Annotated in this window: 17 protein-coding genes; 7 read left to right on the top strand and 10 right to left on the bottom strand. The window is 62.4% G+C overall.

Annotation, left to right across the window (positions count from 1 at the left end; all coding sequences use genetic code 11):
• The first annotated feature begins 5 nt into the window (after positions 1 to 5).
• From ACPEE1_RS15490 to ACPEE1_RS15480, 3 genes are all read left to right on the top strand, one after another.
• Positions 6 to 863, top strand: coding sequence for a hypothetical protein (locus tag ACPEE1_RS15490; protein ID WP_423933725.1), 858 nt, complete (start codon positions 6 to 8; stop codon positions 861 to 863).
• A 50-nt stretch (positions 864 to 913) separates the two neighbouring features.
• Positions 914 to 1,345: a DUF6283 family protein gene (locus tag ACPEE1_RS15485; protein ID WP_423933722.1), complete on the top strand. Its 432-nt coding sequence runs from the start codon at positions 914 to 916 to the stop codon at positions 1,343 to 1,345.
• 63 nt (positions 1,346 to 1,408) lie between these two features.
• The gene (locus ACPEE1_RS15480; protein WP_423933720.1) at positions 1,409 to 1,792 is read left to right on the top strand and encodes a hypothetical protein; all 384 of its coding nucleotides are present in this window, start codon (positions 1,409 to 1,411) and stop codon (positions 1,790 to 1,792) included.
• An 84-nt stretch (positions 1,793 to 1,876) separates the two neighbouring features.
• Here ACPEE1_RS15480 and ACPEE1_RS15475 read toward each other — a convergent pair whose 3' ends face one another.
• Positions 1,877 to 2,644 (bottom strand): competence protein CoiA family protein, encoded by a 768-nt coding sequence (locus tag ACPEE1_RS15475; RefSeq protein WP_423933717.1) that lies wholly within the window; start codon positions 2,642 to 2,644, stop codon positions 1,877 to 1,879.
• Positions 2,645 to 2,742: 98 nt separating this feature from the next.
• Here ACPEE1_RS15475 and ACPEE1_RS15470 point away from each other — a divergent pair, with 98 nt between their 5' ends.
• Complete coding sequence (locus ACPEE1_RS15470; protein ID WP_423933715.1) at positions 2,743 to 3,588, top strand: hypothetical protein; 846 nt, start codon at positions 2,743 to 2,745, stop codon at positions 3,586 to 3,588.
• A gap of 28 nt (positions 3,589 to 3,616) precedes the next feature.
• On the opposite strand, the gene ACPEE1_RS15465 is transcribed toward ACPEE1_RS15470, so the two are convergent.
• Positions 3,617 to 4,147, bottom strand: a complete 531-nt coding sequence (locus ACPEE1_RS15465) for a hypothetical protein (protein ID WP_423933712.1) — start codon at positions 4,145 to 4,147, stop codon at positions 3,617 to 3,619.
• A 148-nt stretch (positions 4,148 to 4,295) separates the two neighbouring features.
• Between ACPEE1_RS15465 and ACPEE1_RS15460 the strand changes: the two genes are divergently transcribed.
• Positions 4,296 to 5,243, top strand: a complete 948-nt coding sequence (locus tag ACPEE1_RS15460; protein ID WP_423933322.1) for an IS481 family transposase — start codon at positions 4,296 to 4,298, stop codon at positions 5,241 to 5,243.
• A gap of 425 nt (positions 5,244 to 5,668) precedes the next feature.
• Here ACPEE1_RS15460 and ACPEE1_RS15455 read toward each other — a convergent pair whose 3' ends face one another.
• The 8 genes from ACPEE1_RS15455 to ACPEE1_RS15420 all read right to left on the bottom strand — a co-directional run bounded on the left by ACPEE1_RS15455 (position 5,669) and on the right by ACPEE1_RS15420 (position 13,472).
• On the bottom strand, positions 5,669 to 6,493 hold the full coding sequence (locus ACPEE1_RS15455; protein ID WP_423933709.1) for an SDR family NAD(P)-dependent oxidoreductase: 825 nt from the start codon (positions 6,491 to 6,493) through the stop codon (positions 5,669 to 5,671).
• 2 nt (positions 6,494 to 6,495) lie between these two features.
• Positions 6,496 to 7,506, bottom strand: a complete 1,011-nt coding sequence (locus tag ACPEE1_RS15450; protein WP_423933706.1) for a branched-chain amino acid ABC transporter permease — start codon at positions 7,504 to 7,506, stop codon at positions 6,496 to 6,498.
• Between the two features lie 64 nt (positions 7,507 to 7,570).
• Complete coding sequence (locus ACPEE1_RS15445; RefSeq protein ID WP_021028133.1) at positions 7,571 to 8,452, bottom strand: branched-chain amino acid ABC transporter permease; 882 nt, start codon at positions 8,450 to 8,452, stop codon at positions 7,571 to 7,573.
• Positions 8,453 to 8,469: 17 nt separating this feature from the next.
• Positions 8,470 to 9,210, bottom strand: coding sequence for an ABC transporter ATP-binding protein (locus ACPEE1_RS15440; RefSeq protein WP_116925132.1), 741 nt, complete (start codon positions 9,208 to 9,210; stop codon positions 8,470 to 8,472).
• On the bottom strand, positions 9,203 to 9,976 hold the full coding sequence (locus ACPEE1_RS15435; protein ID WP_423933702.1) for an ABC transporter ATP-binding protein: 774 nt from the start codon (positions 9,974 to 9,976) through the stop codon (positions 9,203 to 9,205). The genes ACPEE1_RS15440 and ACPEE1_RS15435 overlap by 8 nt, the downstream gene beginning before the upstream one ends.
• Positions 9,977 to 9,990: 14 nt before the next feature.
• Complete coding sequence (locus ACPEE1_RS15430) at positions 9,991 to 10,743, bottom strand: SDR family NAD(P)-dependent oxidoreductase (protein WP_339559210.1); 753 nt, start codon at positions 10,741 to 10,743, stop codon at positions 9,991 to 9,993.
• A gap of 44 nt (positions 10,744 to 10,787) precedes the next feature.
• Positions 10,788 to 11,708, bottom strand: a complete 921-nt coding sequence (locus ACPEE1_RS15425; RefSeq protein WP_423933698.1) for an SMP-30/gluconolactonase/LRE family protein — start codon at positions 11,706 to 11,708, stop codon at positions 10,788 to 10,790.
• Positions 11,709 to 11,807: 99 nt separating this feature from the next.
• Complete coding sequence (locus ACPEE1_RS15420) at positions 11,808 to 13,472, bottom strand: long-chain fatty acid--CoA ligase (protein WP_423933696.1); 1,665 nt, start codon at positions 13,470 to 13,472, stop codon at positions 11,808 to 11,810.
• Positions 13,473 to 13,726: 254 nt separating this feature from the next.
• On the opposite strand from ACPEE1_RS15420, the gene ACPEE1_RS15415 reads away from it, so the two are divergent.
• Together ACPEE1_RS15415 and ACPEE1_RS15410 are read left to right on the top strand one after the other, a co-directional pair.
• On the top strand, positions 13,727 to 15,391 hold the full coding sequence (locus tag ACPEE1_RS15415) for a flavin-containing monooxygenase (protein ID WP_423933693.1): 1,665 nt from the start codon (positions 13,727 to 13,729) through the stop codon (positions 15,389 to 15,391).
• A gap of 125 nt (positions 15,392 to 15,516) precedes the next feature.
• The gene (locus tag ACPEE1_RS15410) at positions 15,517 to 17,622 is read left to right on the top strand and encodes a 3-hydroxyacyl-CoA dehydrogenase NAD-binding domain-containing protein (protein WP_423933690.1); all 2,106 of its coding nucleotides are present in this window, start codon (positions 15,517 to 15,519) and stop codon (positions 17,620 to 17,622) included.
• Positions 17,623 to 17,649 lie beyond the last annotated feature (27 nt).

Here is a 17,649-nt window from a genome sequence, read left to right as displayed (position 1 = left end):
GTTAAATGGAAATAGATAAAAGAGATGTTGCAATGATTGAGACGCTTAAAGAATCAATGATGTCGTGGATGACAATTCGTGCGAATAAAGTCTCCAAAAACTATTTGAGCTATGTTATACCTATCAGCGGTGATGATGAAAGTACTGACCCAGTGCCAACCGCGATAGGAACAGGCATATTGATTGACTTTGATGGGGACAAATATTTGATAACAGCCGCTCATGTTGCCGATCATCAAAAAAACACGCGATTGCTGATGGGCGTCAGTAACCGAATGATCCCCATTTCGAAGGCATTTATTTGCACAGATCCTCCACACGGTGAAAGGGCTAAGGATCGTCTAGACTTTGCTTTCATGAGACTAGATAATGAGATGCTTTCGCAAATGCCATGCGCTCAATTTCTTGGAAAGGACCAAATTTCAGAAAATCGCGCTGATCCGACCAAGCGCTCGTATTTGGCTATGGGTTACCCCATTTCACGAAACAAAAAAGTTAACGCGACTCAGAGGAAGGTTTACTCCGAGGCCTGGCACTACCAGAGCAATGGCTTCATACCTGACGATAAAACACTGGACAAAATTGATTGCGACATTGATCATCACCTCTTTATTCGCATGACTAAGAAGGTCGGTAATTACAAGGGGGATCGTGTAGATTCAGGCAGTCCCAAAGGGGCTAGTGGTGGAGCCCTTATAGATATGGGGGTACCACACCCTGAGACCTTCCACCCCGATGCACCCGTCGTCGGAAGGCTTGCTGGTCTTTTTATTGAACGCAAGCAGGATGAGAAATTGCTTGTATTCGTCAGAATTCAGTTGATACTCAACGCAATCCAGCTATCCCGCAATGATGGTAGATGAATTCCTAGGAAATCACGAGGATGTCGCGAAAGACAATTGGAGTGATTTGAATGACCAGCAATACAAAAATTACTAACGTCCGTCTAGCTGGCTTCAACAACAGGCGTGAAGACCACCAAGTGGTGACCGTGACCGGTGGTGCAGGAAGCTATCGCCGTGAACCATGCAGAAATTGCCCTTGGCGTCTGGATGCTGTCGGTGAGTTTCCTGCGGAAGCGTTCAAACACTCAGCCGGTACCGCGTATGACATGGCGCAGGCCTCCTTTGCTTGCCATGAGTCAGGGGCTGAAAAACCTGCCATATGTGCTGGCTTCCTCCTGCGAGGTGCAGATCACAACCTTCTCGTGCGACTCAAGCGCATGCGAGGGGAGTGTCATGACGTGCATGACGGTGGCCACGAGCTGCACGAAAACTACCGTGCCATGGCCATAGTTAACGGCGTTGATGCCGACGATCCTTCGCTTTCATTGTGCCGGGACTGAGCGCCCCTCAGACATCGATGCGAAATCTGACCTATACCCTCGATTGAATGAAGGCGAAATTCAATGTTGGAAGTATCAAATACCGACAAAGAGCCCCGCGAGAAGGTTTCACCTGCAGGTTTCTCTGAGCGGCTGAATGCGGCCTTTCTCGACAGCGGGATGACAAAGTCCGAACTTGCTAGAAGGTGCAACCTGACTTCAGCTGCCATCAATTTTTTGATCAACGGATCTACAAAAGAGATGGCCGGTGGGAATGTGTTTCCGATTGCCGATGCCTTGGGGGGCTCCGCCCGGTGGTTAATGACTGGCAAGCAGCCCAGACCTATAGACGGAGCGGTGCCAACTCCTGAGTCGGATCCTCAGGTCGAGTTGTTGGCGAAGCGGATCGCGATGCTCAATACGCGCAAGCGGGCCGCATTGCTTGAGTTGCTTGATTTGACGGACTAGGACGAGGTTTGGTGGGCCATGCCGCCTTGTTCTGCCAGCGCCCTCTAGAAAAGCGGATCTTTGCGCGCGCGATCGCTGGTGTCTTCAGACCAGCCCCTTTGTACTGTCCCACATCCAGCATGGCCATGCCCGCGAGCCATCCCTAGATCTGTACTCGCAATAGTCCAAAGCGCCAGCAGCGACCCCAGCACCGAAACTCTCTAGGGAAAGCCTCAGAAAGGGTTTGGAACCGTCCTTTGGGTAGACGATAACTCGGGGCCCATCTTCATCGCCTACAGGTTTATCCAGAGGGATGCAGGGCATGTCATCCATGTCGTGCATCATCGCCTCCGCGTGTTTCAACCCTTGCGCCTTCAGGTACTCAATTCGGCTGTTCACCACTGCATTGTGATGCATGCCGCGAACTAGCCACACGACAAAGACGCCGCTGGACTTGTAGCGCGCGGTCCTTCTTCTGTATTCGTCCCAGTGCTGCTGAGACATTTGCACCTCAATAGCCACAAGTCCATGTGGAGCCTGCACAAACACATCAGCTTGCCATTCTTCGCCTGATGGCGCGGCACCTGGATACTCGACCCGCGCCTCATGGCCAGCAGCTCGCATTCCCTGTACCAACTGGATCTTGGCTATTTGGTGTTCGATGGACTCTGGGGCTGTCACTCCCCCCTCTCCTGGTGCTGCGGCAAAGAACTGGAGACCCCGTGGGCTGCGCTTGAGTACTGCTGGCGTTCGGTGTCGGCCAATGACAAAGGTGCCGATGGGGTGCTTTCGCCATTGCGCCCAGATGTCCGGGGGCGTGGTGAATGACTCGACATCTTTATCGGTTGTCGCGATGGTAGCTATGAGTGTCATTCACGGATTGTCCTATGGGTGGGGCGCAATGATGGATGAGATGCCTTTTGGCGCGGGTCCGTCACTTGTAGACTGTCGAAAAAGCGGAGGTGTTCTAGATGCAAACAATGGGTTCAAAGCTCTTGGCGATTGTTCGTGTACCTGAAAACGAGCGGGTTCAATGCCAGAACCCTGGTTGTGGCCATGGGGTGCACGCGGCAATCCATATCGTGCGCGAGGGCGGATTCCTGATGGTGCTGGGCAGCACATGCTTTGAGCGCCGCTATGGAAGCGCCAAAGCTCTGGGACAACCCCAGTTCAACTCCGGTGCATCCGGTCGACCGCTGACCACCGAGGAGCGCGAGCTGCTGGTTATCAATACCGATCTTCTGCTGGCGCGGTTTGAGGAGGAAGAGCGTCAGCGCCTGATCCGGGAGCAGGCGCTGGCGCAGGAGCAAAGGCGACTCGCTGCCCAAATGGAAGAGCGTCGCCGGGAAGCCCAACGCCTGGCTGCAAGATCTACTGTTGCCTTCGATCCACGGGAAAAGCTTCGAGCTTTGAGAGCGGCATTTGCCAGCAGAGTGGTCCAAGAGCCTGTCCCGCGCGTTTTCACGCAACACCAAGAGCCTGATGGCCCTGTGGCGTCACCCTCTCCACCTTGGGCGCAGGAGGTGAAATTGAACGGCAACTTCTTCTGCTACGCCTTTGGCGATGGCAGTCAATGGGTTCTGTACCCGCTCAAGAAGGGCGACTATGCTCTGCGACCATGGCCTGCAGCCGAAGAGGGATGGGATGAGGCCTTGCCGCCAAGTCTTGGAAGGCCGGAGCCAGAATCAGGCTTCTACCGGGTTGCTGACCACGTGGGTTTTCTTCATGCCGTTGCGCGATTCAGCACAGGCCTGCGAAACACATCGAATCCTGCAGAGATACACCACGAGTTTGAGGTGCTCGCGCGAAAGGCCTGACCTGGCCCTCCAAAGCGCAATGCTAGGGCTACGAGAACATGCCCATCAAGCGTTGGCGGAAAGAGGCGGAAGCTGGCGCTTGCACTTGGACAGCCGATGCTCTACGAAGGACCGTGACGGAGACCCCGTGGACGATCGTGGGCAATCCGTTGAGCGCAAGCAGAAACCTTCCTAGCACGGTGCGGTGGTTTCCCGAGGAGATGAAATACTGGTCATCGAGCAGGTAAAAGCTCCAGTGTTCTTTCTTGTCTGCGCTCAGGTAGTACTCAGCTGATGATGCAAGCTGCTGCAAATTGAGGTTGAGACGCTTGAGCACGCATCGGTCATGGCCCGGTGGCTGGCCAATCAACTCAGCCCAGGTGGATCCGTAGTAGTCCGGATGCTCGGTCCCCGCTACCAATGAGAGATCTATGCGAGCGTTTTCAAGGTGCGCCACCTGTATGATTTTTTCGTGGAACACGTGCTCATCAAATCGAACCAGGCGCTGGCTGGCGAAGGCAGGCATATCCCCTTGCAGCATGGCCTCGAAATTGGTGTTCAGTCGAACCGATCCACACATCAACCTCTCCTCGATCACTAGATGCTGACCACAGGCTGAATCGTGCCTAGTTGTGAAGGTTCAATAGGTTGTATCCGGTGTTCATCCGGGTTGGATTTGAGAGACTGGAAGTCGCCAAACACCCAACCCACTCAGGACAGCCAACCGGATGAACACTCATAAGCATGCCCGACTTACCTTTGCCCGGAGACTGGAGATGGTCAAACAGATGACCTTGCAAGGCCTGGATGCCTCTCAGGCCGGAGCCCTTCAAGGCGTCACCGCACAGACCGCTCGCAAGTGGCTGGGCCGCTACCTCTCGGGCGGCGAAGCAGCCCTGGCCGATGCTTCCTCCAGGCCCATTTGCTCTCCCAAAGCCATCTGCGAGTCCAAGGCCTTACTCATTGTTGAGCTACGCAAACGCCGCATGCTGCAGTCGCGCATTGCCAGCTACGCAGGCGTCTCGGCGTCCACCGTGAGCCGGGTATTGGCCCGTGCGGGCCTGTCTCGACTCAGCGATCTGCAGCCGTCCGAGCCCGTGGTTCGCTATGAGCACGATGCGCCTGGAGACATGCTGCACATCGATACCAAGAAGCTCGGGCGCATCGTTCGGCCCAGCCACCGCGTCACAGGCAATCGGCGCGATTCGGTCGATGGTGCGGGATGGGAGACACTGTTCGTGGCCATTGACGACCACGCACGCATTGCCTTTACCGCTATGCATCCGGACGAGAAAACGCCGCAAGCCGTCGCCTTTCTGCGCAACGCCGTGGCGTACTACGCGGGGCTTGGAGTGAGCATCAAACGCCTGCTGACCGACAACGGTGCGGCATTCCGCTCAAGGGAGTTCGCTGCGGCCTGCAACGCCTTGGGCGTGCAGCACAAGTTCACCAGGCCGTACCGGCCACAGACCAACGGCAAGGCCGAGCGATTCATCCAATCGGCGCTGCGCGAGTGGGCCTATGGTTGGACATACCAGAATTCAGCTGAGCGAACACAAGCCTTACATCGCTGGCAGCATTACTACAACTGGCACAGGCCTCACAGCGGCATTGGTCGAATTACCCCGATGGCCAGGCTCAAATCTGCAAACAACCTCTTGACAGTTCACACCTAGTGGAGCATGCTTGCCTTGGAACTTGAACTTCGTGTCGCAGGGCGAACTTGAGTTGTGACAATTGGGGAAAAGGCGCACATGCAAAGCACCTTAGGATCACGCCCTGCGACGTTGCCAGAAAGGTTGATGGCGGAGGGGCGCAGAACGCCTGGCAGGTGAAGCGACGCTAGTGACTGCTTAGCAGCACCCTGGCGCCCTGAATCCGACAATTATCAGGGCTAAAGACTGCTGCTCCTAGTCAATCCCGAAACTTAGAACCTAGTGAGGAAAACTGCACGAAGTGCAAGACTGAACAACACAAGATTTCGAGCCTTAACTGCCCAACATCAGCCAGGAGCCAGTCCTAACTCACCGCCAAGTTCAGCGTCCGTTGCCGATCGCCACCAGCCAAACCCTTTTCCTCCCCCCGACTTCCCACTTCCTTCCTAAACCGCCACCGTCCCCCCATCCACCGGCAACGTCACCCCATTCACATAACTAGCCAACCCCGACACCAAAAACACCGCCGGCCCCGCCAACTCCTGCGGCACACCAATGCGCCCGGCAGGCGTGCGCTGGATAAAGCCTTGCAGGCGCTGCGGGTTGTTGCGGGTGGCTTCGGTCATGGGGGTGTGGATGACGCCGGGGGCCAGGGCGTTGACGCGGATGCCGTCGCGGCCCAGGTCGAGGGCCAAGGTTTGGGTGGCCATTTTTACGGCGCCTTTGGAGGCGGAGTAGCCCATGGCGTTGCCCTGGGCGATAAAGGCCGCGCCGGAGGCGATGTTGAGGATGCAGCCGCGTGTGGCGCGCAGCGCAGGTAGCCAGGACTGCACCATGTTGTAGAGGCCAAAGACGTTCACATCGATGACCTGGCGCAGGTGGCGGGATGCCTGGGGGTGGTCGATGCCTTCGCGGATCAGCAGGCCGGCGTTGTTGACGAGGGTGTCCACCGGGCCGATGTCGCTGCCGATGCGGGAGGCCAGTGCCTGGCAGGCCTCCAGATCGGTGACGTCGAGCGCAAAGGCCCAGCCCTCTGTGCCAGCTGCTTTTACCTGGGCCAGGGTGCCCGCGCAGCGCGCAGTGTCCAGGTCCGTCACTATCACCCGGGCGCCGGCTTTGGCAAAGCTGATCGCAATGGCCTGGCCGATGCCGCTGGCTGCGCCGGTGATAAGGGCCAGGCGGCCTTGCAGCAAGCCGGGTGTTTCGGGGAAATGGCTGGGGGCCTGGGGCTGAACAGGGGCTTGCGTGGGTACGGATGTTGGATCGCTCATGCTTAGGCTCCTTGTCCCGTTTGGCTGCGGCTCTGGCGTTCGGCCTGGTTGTGGGCTTCCTGCGGTGCCGCCTGGCGTGCCTGGCGGGTTTCCAGCCAGGCGTAGAGCTGGCCGATGATGCCCTTGCGGAACAGCATCACGACGACGACAAACACAAGGCCCTGGATGATCAGCACCCACTCGGCCATGGCGACCAGGTAGTTCTGCATGCTGACGATGATGGCCGCGCCAATGACGGGGCCCAGCAAGGTCTGCAGGCCGCCGACGATGCAGATGAGCAGCGCCTCGCCCGAGGTGGTCCAGTTCACATCGTTGAGGGTGGCCAGCTGGAAGGTGATGACCTTGAGCGCACCAGCCAGGCCAGCGAGCGCGGCCGACAGCACAAAGATCACCAGCTTGTAGCGCAGCACCTGGTAGCCCAGCGACTGGGCACGCGCCTCGCTGTCGCGGATGGCACGCAGCACCTGGCCGAAGGGCGAGTAGACGATGCGGTAGATGAGCCAGAAGGCGGCGGCGACCAAGGTGGCGGCAAAGTAGTACAGGGTGGTGTTGTCGGCCAGCGAGATAAAGCCAAACACCTCCGGCCGGGGCACGTTCTGGATGCCGTCCTCACCGCCGGTAAAGGGCAGGCGCAGCGCGAAGAAGTAGATGACCTGGGAGAAGGCCAAGGTGATCATCGAGAAGTAGATGCCATGGCGGCGGATGGCCAGCAGCCCGGTGACCACGGCCACAGCCATCGCGCAGAGCATGGCCAGCACGATGGCGGCCGAGCCGTCCCAACCCCAGACCTTGATGGCATGGGCAGCCGCATAACCGGCTGTGCCAAAAAACATCGCATGGCCAAAGGACAGCAGGCCGGCGTAACCCATCAGCAGGTTGACCGATGCGGCCAGCAGCGCGTAGCACATCAGCTTGATTAGAAAGACCGGGTAGGCCACCAGCGGCGCCAGCAGCAGGGCCACCAGCGCCAGCACCAGCAAGAGGGTGTTGGTGCGTTGTGAGAAGAAATGCATGTTCAATCCTTGGGAAAGACAAGAGCTTGGGCGGGGACCCAGGGGGCAGGGCGGTGCGGGTGCATCAATGCGCTCTGCCAAACAGGCCGTTGGGGCGCACGGCCAGCACGATGATCATCACGATGAAGATGACCACGCCAGCGCCTTCGGGGTAGATGACGCGCGTCAGGCCCTCGATGGCGCCCAGCGCAAAGCCGGTGATGATCGATCCCATGATCGAGCCCATGCCGCCGATGACGACGACGGCAAAGACGATGATCATCAGGTTCGAGCCCATCAGCGGGCTGACCTGGTAGATGGGCGCGGCCATCACGCCGCTGAAGCCGGCCAGGCCCACCCCCAGCGCATAGGTCAGGGTCAGCATGCGCGGCACATTGATGCCGAAGGTGCGCACCAGGGGCGTGTTCTCGTTGGCGGCGCGCAGGTAGGCGCCCAGCTTGGTTTTTTCGATGAAGTACCAGGTCACCAGGCAGACGGCCAGGCCCGCCAGGATCACCCAGACGCGGTACATCGGCAAAAAGCTCAGCCCCACATCGATGCCGCCTTGCAGCGGGTTGGGGTAGGGCTGGCCGCTGACGCCAAACCACAGCCGGAACGCGCCCTCCATCAGGATGGAGATGCCGAAGGTAAGCAGCAGCGCATAGACATGGTCCACTGCATAGAGGTGGCGCAGCATGGTGCGCTCCAGCAGGATGCCGAAGGCGGCCACCACCAGCGGTGCCAGGATCAGCGCCCACCAGTAGCTCAGCCCCAGGTAGTGCAGCAGGCCCCAGGCCACAAAGGCGCCCAGCATGTACTGCGCGCCGTGGGCAAAGTTCACCACATGCAGCAGGCCGAAGATGATCGACAGGCCCAGGCTCATCAGCGCGTAGAACGAGCCATTGATCAGGCCCACCACGAGCTGGCCGATCAGCGCGGCTGTCGGGATTCCGAAAAGAGTATCCATCGTGTTGTCTCCGCCTGTCACAGTCCCAGCAGCGCTTCGATCTCGTCGCGCCGCGTTTCCAGCTCGGCGCGGTGGAAGTGGCTGGCCACGCGCCCTTCCTCGATCACGTAGAAGCGGTCGGCCACCGATGCGGCAAAGCGGAAGTTCTGCTCCACCATCAGCACCGTGTAGCCGCGCGCGCGGATCATCTCCAGCGTCTGGCCGATCTTCTGCACGATGACGGGGGCCAGCCCTTCGGTGGCCTCATCGAGCAGCAGCAGGCGTGCGCCGGTGCGCAGGATGCGGGCAATGGCCAGCATCTGCTGCTCACCGCCCGACAGACGCGTGCCCGGGCTCTTGCGGCGCGCCTGCAGGTTGGGGAAGACCTGGTAGATCTCCTCCACCGTCAGCCCGCCGGGGTGCAGCACGGGCGGCAGCATCAGGTTTTCTTCGGTGCTAAGGCTGGCAAAAATGCCGCGCTCTTCGGGGCAATAGGCCACGCCCAGGTGGGCAATGGCCTCGGGCGGCAGGCCTTCGGTGGGTTGGCCCTGGATGCTGATCTGGCCTTCGCGCTTTTTGAGCAGGCCCATGATGGCGCGCAAGGTGGTTGTCTTGCCGGCGCCGTTGCGCCCCAGCAGGCAGACGACCTCGCCTTCGCCGACATGCAGGTCGATGCCGTCGAGCGCCAGGGTTTCGCCATACCAGGCGCGCAGGTTCTGTACCTGCAGCATCTGGCGCGGTGTGGTGTTGTTGTTAACGTTTTGGTTGTTCTCAGGCATGGGCGGCCCCTCCGACATAGGCTTCAATGACCCTGGGGTCGCGCGATACCTCGTCATAGCTGCCTTCGGCCAGCACCTGGCCGGCCTGCAGCACGGTGACGGTCTCGCACAGATGCGATATCACTTTCATGTTGTGCTCCACCATCAGCACGGTGCGCCCCTGCGCCACCTTGCCGATCAGTTCCACCACCGGCCAGATGTCCTCATGGCCCAGGCCCGCCATGGGCTCGTCCAGCAGGATCATCTCCGGCTCCATCGCGATGGTGGTGACCAGCTCCAGCACGCGCTTGCGGCCATAGGGCAGGTCACAGGCCTTGACGTTTTTCCAGCGCGTCAGGCCCACGCTGTCCAGCAGGTCCATCGCGCGCTCATTCAGCGCGCTCAGCACCTTGACCGAGCGCCAGAAGGTGAAGGTGCCACCGGTCTTGCGCTGCAGCGCGATGCGCACGTTCTCCAGCACCGTCATGTGGCTGAAGACGGCTGCAATCTGGAACGAGCGCACGAGGCCCAGTGCCGACACGCTGGCCGGATCGCTGCGCGAGATATCACGCCCGTTGAACAGCACCTGGCCCGAGCTGGGGCGCAAGAAGGTGGTCAGCAGGTTGAAGCAGGTCGTCTTGCCGGCGCCATTGGGGCCTATCAGCGCATGCACCGAGTGGCGCTTGACTTTCAGGTTCACGTCCTTGACGGCATAGAAGCCGCTGAACTGGCGGCAGAGCTGGCGCGCCTCCAGGATGGGGGCATCGGCCTCGGGGGGAGCAGTCATCGCGGCGCCTCCGATCAGATGAAGGACTGGGTGGCGCCGCCGTCGACCAGCATCGATTCGCCGGTGACAAAGCGGCTGTCGTCCGACGCGAAAAAGCAGGCGGCGCGGGCAATGTCCTGCACGGTGCCCAGGCGCCCCATCGGCGTCTTGGCGATGCGCAGCCGCACTTTTTCTGCATCCACGTTGATGCCCACGCCTTCGGTCGGGATGGAGCCGGGGCAGACCGCGTTGACGCGGATGCCGCGGGGCCCGAGCTCCGCCGCTGCTGCGCGCGACAGGCCCAGTGCCCCGGCTTTGACGCCGCAGTACACCATGCCCTGGGGCATGCCGATAAAGGCGGCCGCCGAGGCAATGTTGACGATGCTGCCGCCGTCGTCCATGGCCTCCGCTGCCGTCTGGATGCCCCAGACGATGGAGTTGAAGCCCGTGCCCACCATGCGTTGCAGCGCTTCGGGGGTGATGTCGGCAATCGGGCCGTAGCGCACCCAGATGGCGTTGTTGACCAGGATGTCAAAGCGGCCGTAGCGGTGCTTCAGATCGGCAATCGCGCTGCTGAAACTGTCGCGGTCGGCTACATTGCCGCCATAGGCGTGGGCGCGGCCGCCCTGGGCCACGATGGCTGCGGCCACCTCGGCGGCCTTGTCCTCGGCGCGGTCCAGAATACCGACGCTGCCGCCCTCATCCGCGATGGCCTGGACGATGGCGCGGCCGATACCCTGTGCGCCGCCGGTCACGAGTGCAACCTTGCCTGCAAAGCGTTGTGTCATGGTGTTTGTCTCCTGGTCAAAATAAAAATGAGGTCCGCCACGTCTCAGCGTGGGCTGTTGGTATCGTCAAAACGCGCTTCTTCCAGCCCCGTTGCGGCCAGGCCGTCGATGACAAAGACGGCCCCCGCATCCGGGTGGCTGGAGCGCAGCAGGTTGCCGCTGTTGCTGATCGAGGTGAGGTAGATGGTTTGCAGCGCCGGGCCGCCAAAGGCCGGGCAGGTGACGTAGGCATCGGCGGGAAAATCCACCGTGCCGGCCAGCTCGCCACTGGGCGTAAAGCGGGCCAGCTGGCCGCTCAGCACCATGGCCACCCAGAGATAGCCCTGGGCATCGACGGTGGCGCCATCGGGCGCCAGGCCCAGCGCAGCGGTGTCGATAAAGGCCTCACGCGTACCGCAGGCGCCGGTGGCCGGGTCATAGGCATAGCGCCAGATCTGGCGCGCCGGGCTATCGGCAAAGTAGAGCCAGCGGCCGTTGGGGCTAAAGCAGGTGGCGTTCGCAACCTGAAAACCCTGGTCCAGCTCGCGCAGGCGGCCATCGCCTCTCAGCTGGTAGAGCTTGCCGGTGGGTGACTTCGGCGTCATGCTCATCGAGCCGACCACAAAGCGGCCGCCCCGGTCGCAGCGCCCATCGTTCAGGCGCATGCGCTCGCCCTGGTGTTGCACCTGCACGCCCATAGGGGTGATCCGGCCGCTGTCCGGGTCCAGAAAATGAAAATCATCCTCCAGCGCCAGCAGCAAGCGCCCGCTGCGGCACAGCGCGATCGAGCCGATATGGGCATGCAGCGCCCACTGTTGCTGCCTGCCGTCTGCCGGCCAGTAGCGGTGTACCCACTGGGCGCGGCCATCGATCCAGTACAGCGATTGCGTGGCCACATCCCACAGCGGGCATTCGCCCAGCAGATCGCGCTGGGGCAGCAATGGATGGATGCGCGCGGCCGCTGCCTGCGCGGTGAGGGCGTTCATGTCTTGTCTCCTGGTGCGGTCAGCCAAGGGGTTGCCCTGGCCGCTGCGGCTGCGCCGGCCTTTTCTGGTGGGGCCGTGCGCGTAGCGGGCGGGGGTTGCTTAGTGGGCGGCGGGTGCCGAAGAGGTGGGGGTGGGCAGCTGGTAGCCTTTGAACTGCTCGCGCAGCCGGGTCTTGAGCAGCTTGCCGGTGGCCGTGTGGGGCAGCTCATCGACAAACTCCACCGCATCGGGCAGCCACCAGCGCGCCAGCCGGTCTTTCATAAAGTCCAGCAGCTCCTGGCCGCTGACATCGCTGCCGGGCTTGCGCACGATGACCAGCAGCGGGCGTTCCTGCCAGCGCTCGTGGTGCACGCCGATGACGGCGGCTTCCTTGACAGCGGGGTGGGCCAGCGCCAGGTTCTCGATGTCGATCGACGAGATCCATTCGCCGCCGGACTTGATGACATCCTTGGCGCGGTCGGTGATCTGCACAAAGCCTTCTTCATCAATCCGTGCCACATCGCCGGTGCTGAACCAGCCTTGCGCATCCAGCGCCGAGCCGGCCTCTTGCCCGTAATAGGCGGAAATGACCCAGGGGCCGCGCACGCGCAGCTCGCCAGGGGCTGGATCGCCGGGCGGCAGCTGCTGCCCCTCGTCATTGAAGATGGCCACATCGACGCCATACATGGGCCGGCCCTGGCGGGCGCGCACATCGATGCGCGCGTCGCGGGCCAGGGCCTCATGCTGGGGCAGCAGGGTGCTGATGGTGGCCACCGGGCTGGTCTCGGTCATGCCCCAGGCCTGGTTGGCGGTCACACCCAGCAGGCTGTCGAACTGGTCGATCATCGCGCGCGGTGCGGCAGAGCCGCCCATCATGATGCGCTCGAGCTTCAAGGCGTCTTTGTCGGCAGCTGGCAGGCTCTCGACATACTGCAAAAAGCCCATCCAGACGGTGGGAACGCCCAGCGAGAAGGTACAGCCCTCGTCGCGCATCAGCTGGTAGAGCGCCTTACCGCTCAAATCCGGCCCGGGCAGCACCAGCTTGGCGCCGCACATGGCGCTGGCATAGGGCAGGCCCCAGGCGTTGACATGGAACATCGGCACGGTGAGCAGCACGCAATCGCGGGCACGCAAGGCCAGCCCATCGGCCGCGCAGACGACCCAGGAATGCAGCACGGTAGAGCGGTGGCTGTAGAGCACGCCCTTGGGGTTGCCGGTGGTGCCCGAGGTGTAGCACAGCGACGAGGCGCTGTCTTCGGCGAGCTCGGGCCAGTCAAAATCGCCCGCGTCCTCGGCCACCAGGTCCTCGTAGCACAGCAGCGGGGCGGGCAGGTCCATCGCGGGCATCTGCTCTGGCTTGCACAGCGCCACATAGGCCTTGACGGTTTTGAGGCTGGGCGCCAGCTCGGCCACCAGGCCGGCAAAGCTCAAATCAAAGAACACATAATCATCGGCCGCGTGGTTGATGATGTAGCGGATCTGGTCGGCAAACAGGCGCGGGTTGACGGTGTGCAGCACTGCGCCGGCGCCCGATACGGCGTAGTACAGCTCCAGATGGCGGTGCGTGTTCCAGGCCAGCGTAGCCATGCGTGCAGCACTGGCCATGCCCTGGCGCAGCAGGGCGGCGGCCAGGCGCTGCGAGCGCTGGGACACGGTCAGCCAGTTCGAGCGCGTGAGCTCCCCGTCCGGGGTGCGGGAGACGACTTCCACCTGGGGATGAAAGCGTGCTGCATGTTCCAGCAAGCCGGAAATCCGCAGCGCGCGCTGCTGCATTAGCCCTTGCATGTTGCTCCTTGTTTTGTTTTATATACCTGTCGGCAGGTAAAAAGTTTAGCAGCCGCAGCAGCGTCGCAAGCCCGGGATTACCCTGGACTTGCTCCCTCCAAAACGCTTGCGGGGAAACCCTGTTGTTTACCGGTCGGCAAGTAGGCATGATGCAGCGAGAACAAGGTGGAGGCGAGCTGCCATCCCCTATCGAGCCGGTGCCCCACTGCGGTGTGGCGGGGCGGCCGGCACCAGCCAGCAGGAGACAAAGAGCAATGGACAATCACACAATCCACCAGGTGGATGCGATCATCGTGGGCGCCGGTTTTGGCGGTCTGTGCGCAGTGCACAAGTTCCGGGAGATGGGGCTGAAGATCCAGGCCTTCGAGGCCGGTGGCGATGTGGGCGGCGTCTGGTACTGGAACCGCTACCCCGGCGCGCGGGTCGATCTGCCCAGCATCGACTACAGCTTCTCCTTCTCGCCCGAGATCGAGCAGGAATGGACCTGGTCCGAGCAGTTTGCCGCGCAGCCCGAGCTGATGCGCTACTTCCACTTTGTCGCCGAGCGGCTGGACCTGCGCAAGCACTACCAGTTCAACACCCGCGTGGACAGCGCCCGCTGGGACGAGGCGCGCCAGCTGTGGGTGGTGCGCACCAACCGGGGCGAATGCTATGAGGCGCGCTACTGCATCATGGCGACCGGCCCGCTGTCGGTGCCCAAGGAGCCGGAGATTGAAGGCATTGAGCGCTTTGGCGGGCAGATCCTGCGTGCGGCGCGCTGGCCGCATGAGCCGGTGGACTTCAGCGGCAAGCGCGTGGGGGTGATCGGCACCGGATCGACCGGCATCCAGATCGTGCAGGAAGTGGGCAAGCAGGCCTGCGAGCTGTTCGTCTTCCAGCGCACGCCCAGCTTTACGATGCCGATGCGCAATGTGCCGCTGGAGCCCGAGTATGTCGCCGAAGTCAAGCGCCACTATGCCGGCATCCGCGAGCTGGCGCGCAACAGCAATGTGGGCGGCGTGCGGCCGCAGTCGAGCCGTCCCTTCTTCAGCGTGACGCCGGCGCAGCGCCACGCGCTGCTGGAAGATGCCTGGCTGCAAGGCGGCCTGGCGATGCTGGGCACCTTTGCCGACCTGATGCAGAACGAGCAGGCCAATGAGGAAGTGGCCGAGTTTGTGCGCTGCAAGATTGGCGAGGCGGTAGACGACCCGGCCACCGCCGAGGCCTTGAAGCCGCGCGGCTACCCCATCTTTGCCCGCCGCCCGTGCCTGGACACCGGCTACTACGAAACCTACAACCAGCCCCATGTGCATCTGCGCGACTGCATCACCGACCCTATCGTGTCCATCACCGAGAAGGGTGTGCGCACGCAGTCGGGCGAGGTGGAACTGGATGTGCTGATCTTTGCCACCGGCTACGACGGCCTGACCGGCGCGCTGCTGGCTTTTGAGGTGGAAGGGCGCGACGGCCTGACGGTGCAGCAGAAGTGGAAGGAGGGTGCGACCTCGTGCCTGGGCATCATGATGCATGGCTTCCCCAACCTGTTCATGACCACCGGGCCCAACGGCCCCTCAGCCCTGGCCAATGTGGTGCGCACCAGCGAGAACGATGTGGACTGGACGGCCGCTGCCATCCGCCACATGCAGGCCCAAGGTTTCGGCAGCATCGAACCGAGCGCGCAAGAGGAGCGGGCCTGGATGGAGCTGGTCCATTCGCTGGCGCCGCGCACCTTGCTGTCCAAGGCCAAGACCTGGTATGTGGGCGCCAATGTGCAGGGCAAGGCCCCGGGCCTGACCATGTTTACCGGCGGCTTCCAGAAGTACCGCGAGCACTGCAACGCTGCCATCCAGAAGGGCTTTAGCGGCTACCACTTTGCGCAGAAGCGCGAACGCGAGCGCGCGGCAGACGCCAGCGCAACAGTGGAAAACGCCACGCACTGATAACCTGGGTCTCCAAGCCCCCTGGGTGTTGGAACGGCCTGTCTGCTGGCCGATCCGCCCTGGGGGCTGTGCCTGCCTGCGCCCTGCAGCGGGGCATTTTTATCTTCCACCAAGAGCTGCCAGCCATGAGCAACGTCACCTTTCACAGCGCAGACGGGATAGGCCGTATCTGCATCTCCCACCCGCCGCTGAACCTGTTCTCGCACAGCCTGCTGACGGGGCTGAGCGCCGCGCTGGCGCAGTTTGAGGCCGATGCCTCGCTGCCGCTGCTGCTGATCTACTGCGAAGGCCCGTCCTTTGTGGCGGGTGCGGACATTGCCGAGTTCAACAACCCGGCGTTTTCTGCCGAGGCCATCAATGCGCTGCTGAACCGCATCGAGGCGCAGACGCGGCCGGTGGTGGTAGCCCTGCATGGCACGGTGCTGGGCGCTGGCATGGAGCTGGCCCTGGCCTGCCACTACCGTGTGGCACAAAAGGGAACCAGGCTGGGCCTGCCCGAGGTGAAACTGGGCATTCTGCCCGGCGCCGGCGGCACCCAGCGCCTGCCACGCCTGGTGGGCGCCAGCTTGGCGCTGGACATGATGCTGAGCGGCCGGCCGGTGCCTGCGCAAGAGGCGCTGGCCAGCGGCATCGTCGATGCGGTGGAGGAGGGCGACCCGCTGGCGTTTGGACTGGCCTTTGGCCGCCAGCTGCTGGCCCAGGGGGGCCAGCCGCGCCGCTTGAGCGCGCAAAGCGCCCCGCCCGGCGAGCACAGCAAGGCGATTGCGGCAGCGCTGGAGGCTGCACGCCAAAGCCCGCAGTACCCCGCCAAAGAGGCCATCGTGCTCTGCGTGCAGCAGGCGCTTACCGCTGACTTTGCCAGCGGCGCCCGTGCCGAGGCCGAGGCCTTCAAGCGCTTGCTGCCGTCGGCGCAGTCGCGCGCACTGCGCCATCTGTTTTTTGCACAGCGCCGCAGCCGGCAAATTCCTGGCCTGGAGCGGCAGGTGCCGGCCGGCAAGATCGAGCAGGTGGGCATTCTGGGGGCAGGCACCATGGGCAGCGGCATTGCGATGTGCTTTTTGAACGCCGGCATCCGCACCGTGCTGGTGGATGCCGCAGCTGCGGGGCTGGAGCGCGGGCTGCAACTGATCCGCTCGACCTATGAGGCCCAGGTGGCCAAGGGCCGCATGGGGGCTGAGCAGCCCAGCGCGCGCCTGGCGCTGTTGACCTCGTCGCTGGACGACCAGGCGCTGGCGCCCTGCGACCTGGTGATCGAGGCGGTGTTTGAGGACATGGCCCTGAAACTGCAGGTCTGCCGCCGTTTGGGCGAGGTCTGCAAGCCTGGCGCCATCATCGCCAGCAACACCTCGACCCTGGATGTGGATGCACTGGCACAGGCCACCGGACGGCCTGCCGATGTGGTGGGCATGCACTTTTTCAGCCCGGCCAACATCATGCGTTTGCTGGAGGTGGTGCGCGGCGCTGAGACGGCCCCGCAGGTGCTCAAGACCGTCATCGACCTGGCCGGCAAGATCGGCAAGACGCCGGTGGTCTCGGGCGTCTGCTTTGGCTTTATCGGCAACCGCATGGCCGAGGTCTACCTGCGCGAGGCCGAGTTCTTGCTGATGGAAGGCGCCACCCCTGCGCAGATCGACGAGGCCGTGCAGGCGCTGGGCCTGGCCATGGGCCCTTGCCGCATGCTGGATATGGCCGGGCTCGATGTGGGCGCCAAGACGGTCATCGAATGCGAGAAGGCCGGCGGCCTGCCGCCCGATGCCAGCTACCGCGCGGTGGTGCGCAAGATGTATGCACTGGGCCGCTTTGGCCAGAAAACCGGCCTGGGCTACTACCGCTACGAAGGCCGCAACGCGCTGTCTGACCCGGAGGCTGGCCGCATCGCAGCCGACCTGGCGCAGACGCATGGCATTGCCCAGCGCAGTGATATGGCAGCGCAAGAGATTGTCGAGCGGTTGCTCTACAGCATGGTCAATGAGGGCTGCAAGATTCTGGATGAGGGCATTGCTTACCGCGCCAGCGATATCGATGTGGTCTGGGCGGCGGGCTATGGCTTTCCGGATTTTCAGGGCGGGCCCATGTTCATGGCCGAGGAGATTGGCCTGGCGCAGATCGTTGCGCGGCTGGAGCACTATGCCGCCAGCCGGGGCAACCGCTATGGCTACTGGACAGTGTCGCCACTGCTGCAGCGGCTGGCTGCACAGTGCCAGGGCTTTGACAGCCTGCAAGCCGCCTGAGGGCCTGAAGGCCAGAACCCATCAACA

The sequence above is a fragment of the Comamonas sp. 23 genome (genome assembly GCF_049601575.1).
GTDB lineage: Bacteria > Pseudomonadota > Gammaproteobacteria > Burkholderiales > Burkholderiaceae_C > Comamonas > Comamonas squillarum.
This window is presented reverse-complemented; position numbering and strand designations above follow the sequence as displayed.

Bases quoted from the DNA above. Each gene is read 5' to 3' on its own strand.
- ACPEE1_RS15465 (WP_423933712.1), bottom strand. From the start codon at position 4,147: ATGTGTGGATCGGTTCGACTGAACACCAATTTCGAGGCCATGCTGCAA.
- ACPEE1_RS15450 (WP_423933706.1), bottom strand. From the start codon at position 7,506: ATGCATTTCTTCTCACAACGCACCAACACCCTCTTGCTGGTGCTGGCG.
- ACPEE1_RS15485 (WP_423933722.1), top strand. From the start codon at position 914: ATGACCAGCAATACAAAAATTACTAACGTCCGTCTAGCTGGCTTCAAC.
- ACPEE1_RS15480 (WP_423933720.1), top strand. From the start codon at position 1,409: ATGTTGGAAGTATCAAATACCGACAAAGAGCCCCGCGAGAAGGTTTCA.
- ACPEE1_RS15460 (WP_423933322.1), top strand. From the start codon at position 4,296: ATGAACACTCATAAGCATGCCCGACTTACCTTTGCCCGGAGACTGGAG.
- ACPEE1_RS15490 (WP_423933725.1), top strand. From the start codon at position 6: ATGGAAATAGATAAAAGAGATGTTGCAATGATTGAGACGCTTAAAGAA.
- ACPEE1_RS15410 (WP_423933690.1), top strand. From the start codon at position 15,517: ATGAGCAACGTCACCTTTCACAGCGCAGACGGGATAGGCCGTATCTGC.
- ACPEE1_RS15455 (WP_423933709.1), bottom strand. From the start codon at position 6,493: ATGAGCGATCCAACATCCGTACCCACGCAAGCCCCTGTTCAGCCCCAG.
- ACPEE1_RS15435 (WP_423933702.1), bottom strand. From the start codon at position 9,976: ATGACTGCTCCCCCCGAGGCCGATGCCCCCATCCTGGAGGCGCGCCAG.
- ACPEE1_RS15440 (WP_116925132.1), bottom strand. From the start codon at position 9,210: ATGCCTGAGAACAACCAAAACGTTAACAACAACACCACACCGCGCCAG.
- ACPEE1_RS15475 (WP_423933717.1), bottom strand. From the start codon at position 2,644: ATGACACTCATAGCTACCATCGCGACAACCGATAAAGATGTCGAGTCA.
- ACPEE1_RS15470 (WP_423933715.1), top strand. From the start codon at position 2,743: ATGCAAACAATGGGTTCAAAGCTCTTGGCGATTGTTCGTGTACCTGAA.
- ACPEE1_RS15430 (WP_339559210.1), bottom strand. From the start codon at position 10,743: ATGACACAACGCTTTGCAGGCAAGGTTGCACTCGTGACCGGCGGCGCA.
- ACPEE1_RS15415 (WP_423933693.1), top strand. From the start codon at position 13,727: ATGGACAATCACACAATCCACCAGGTGGATGCGATCATCGTGGGCGCC.
- ACPEE1_RS15420 (WP_423933696.1), bottom strand. From the start codon at position 13,472: ATGCAAGGGCTAATGCAGCAGCGCGCGCTGCGGATTTCCGGCTTGCTG.
- ACPEE1_RS15425 (WP_423933698.1), bottom strand. From the start codon at position 11,708: ATGAACGCCCTCACCGCGCAGGCAGCGGCCGCGCGCATCCATCCATTG.
- ACPEE1_RS15445 (WP_021028133.1), bottom strand. From the start codon at position 8,452: ATGGATACTCTTTTCGGAATCCCGACAGCCGCGCTGATCGGCCAGCTC.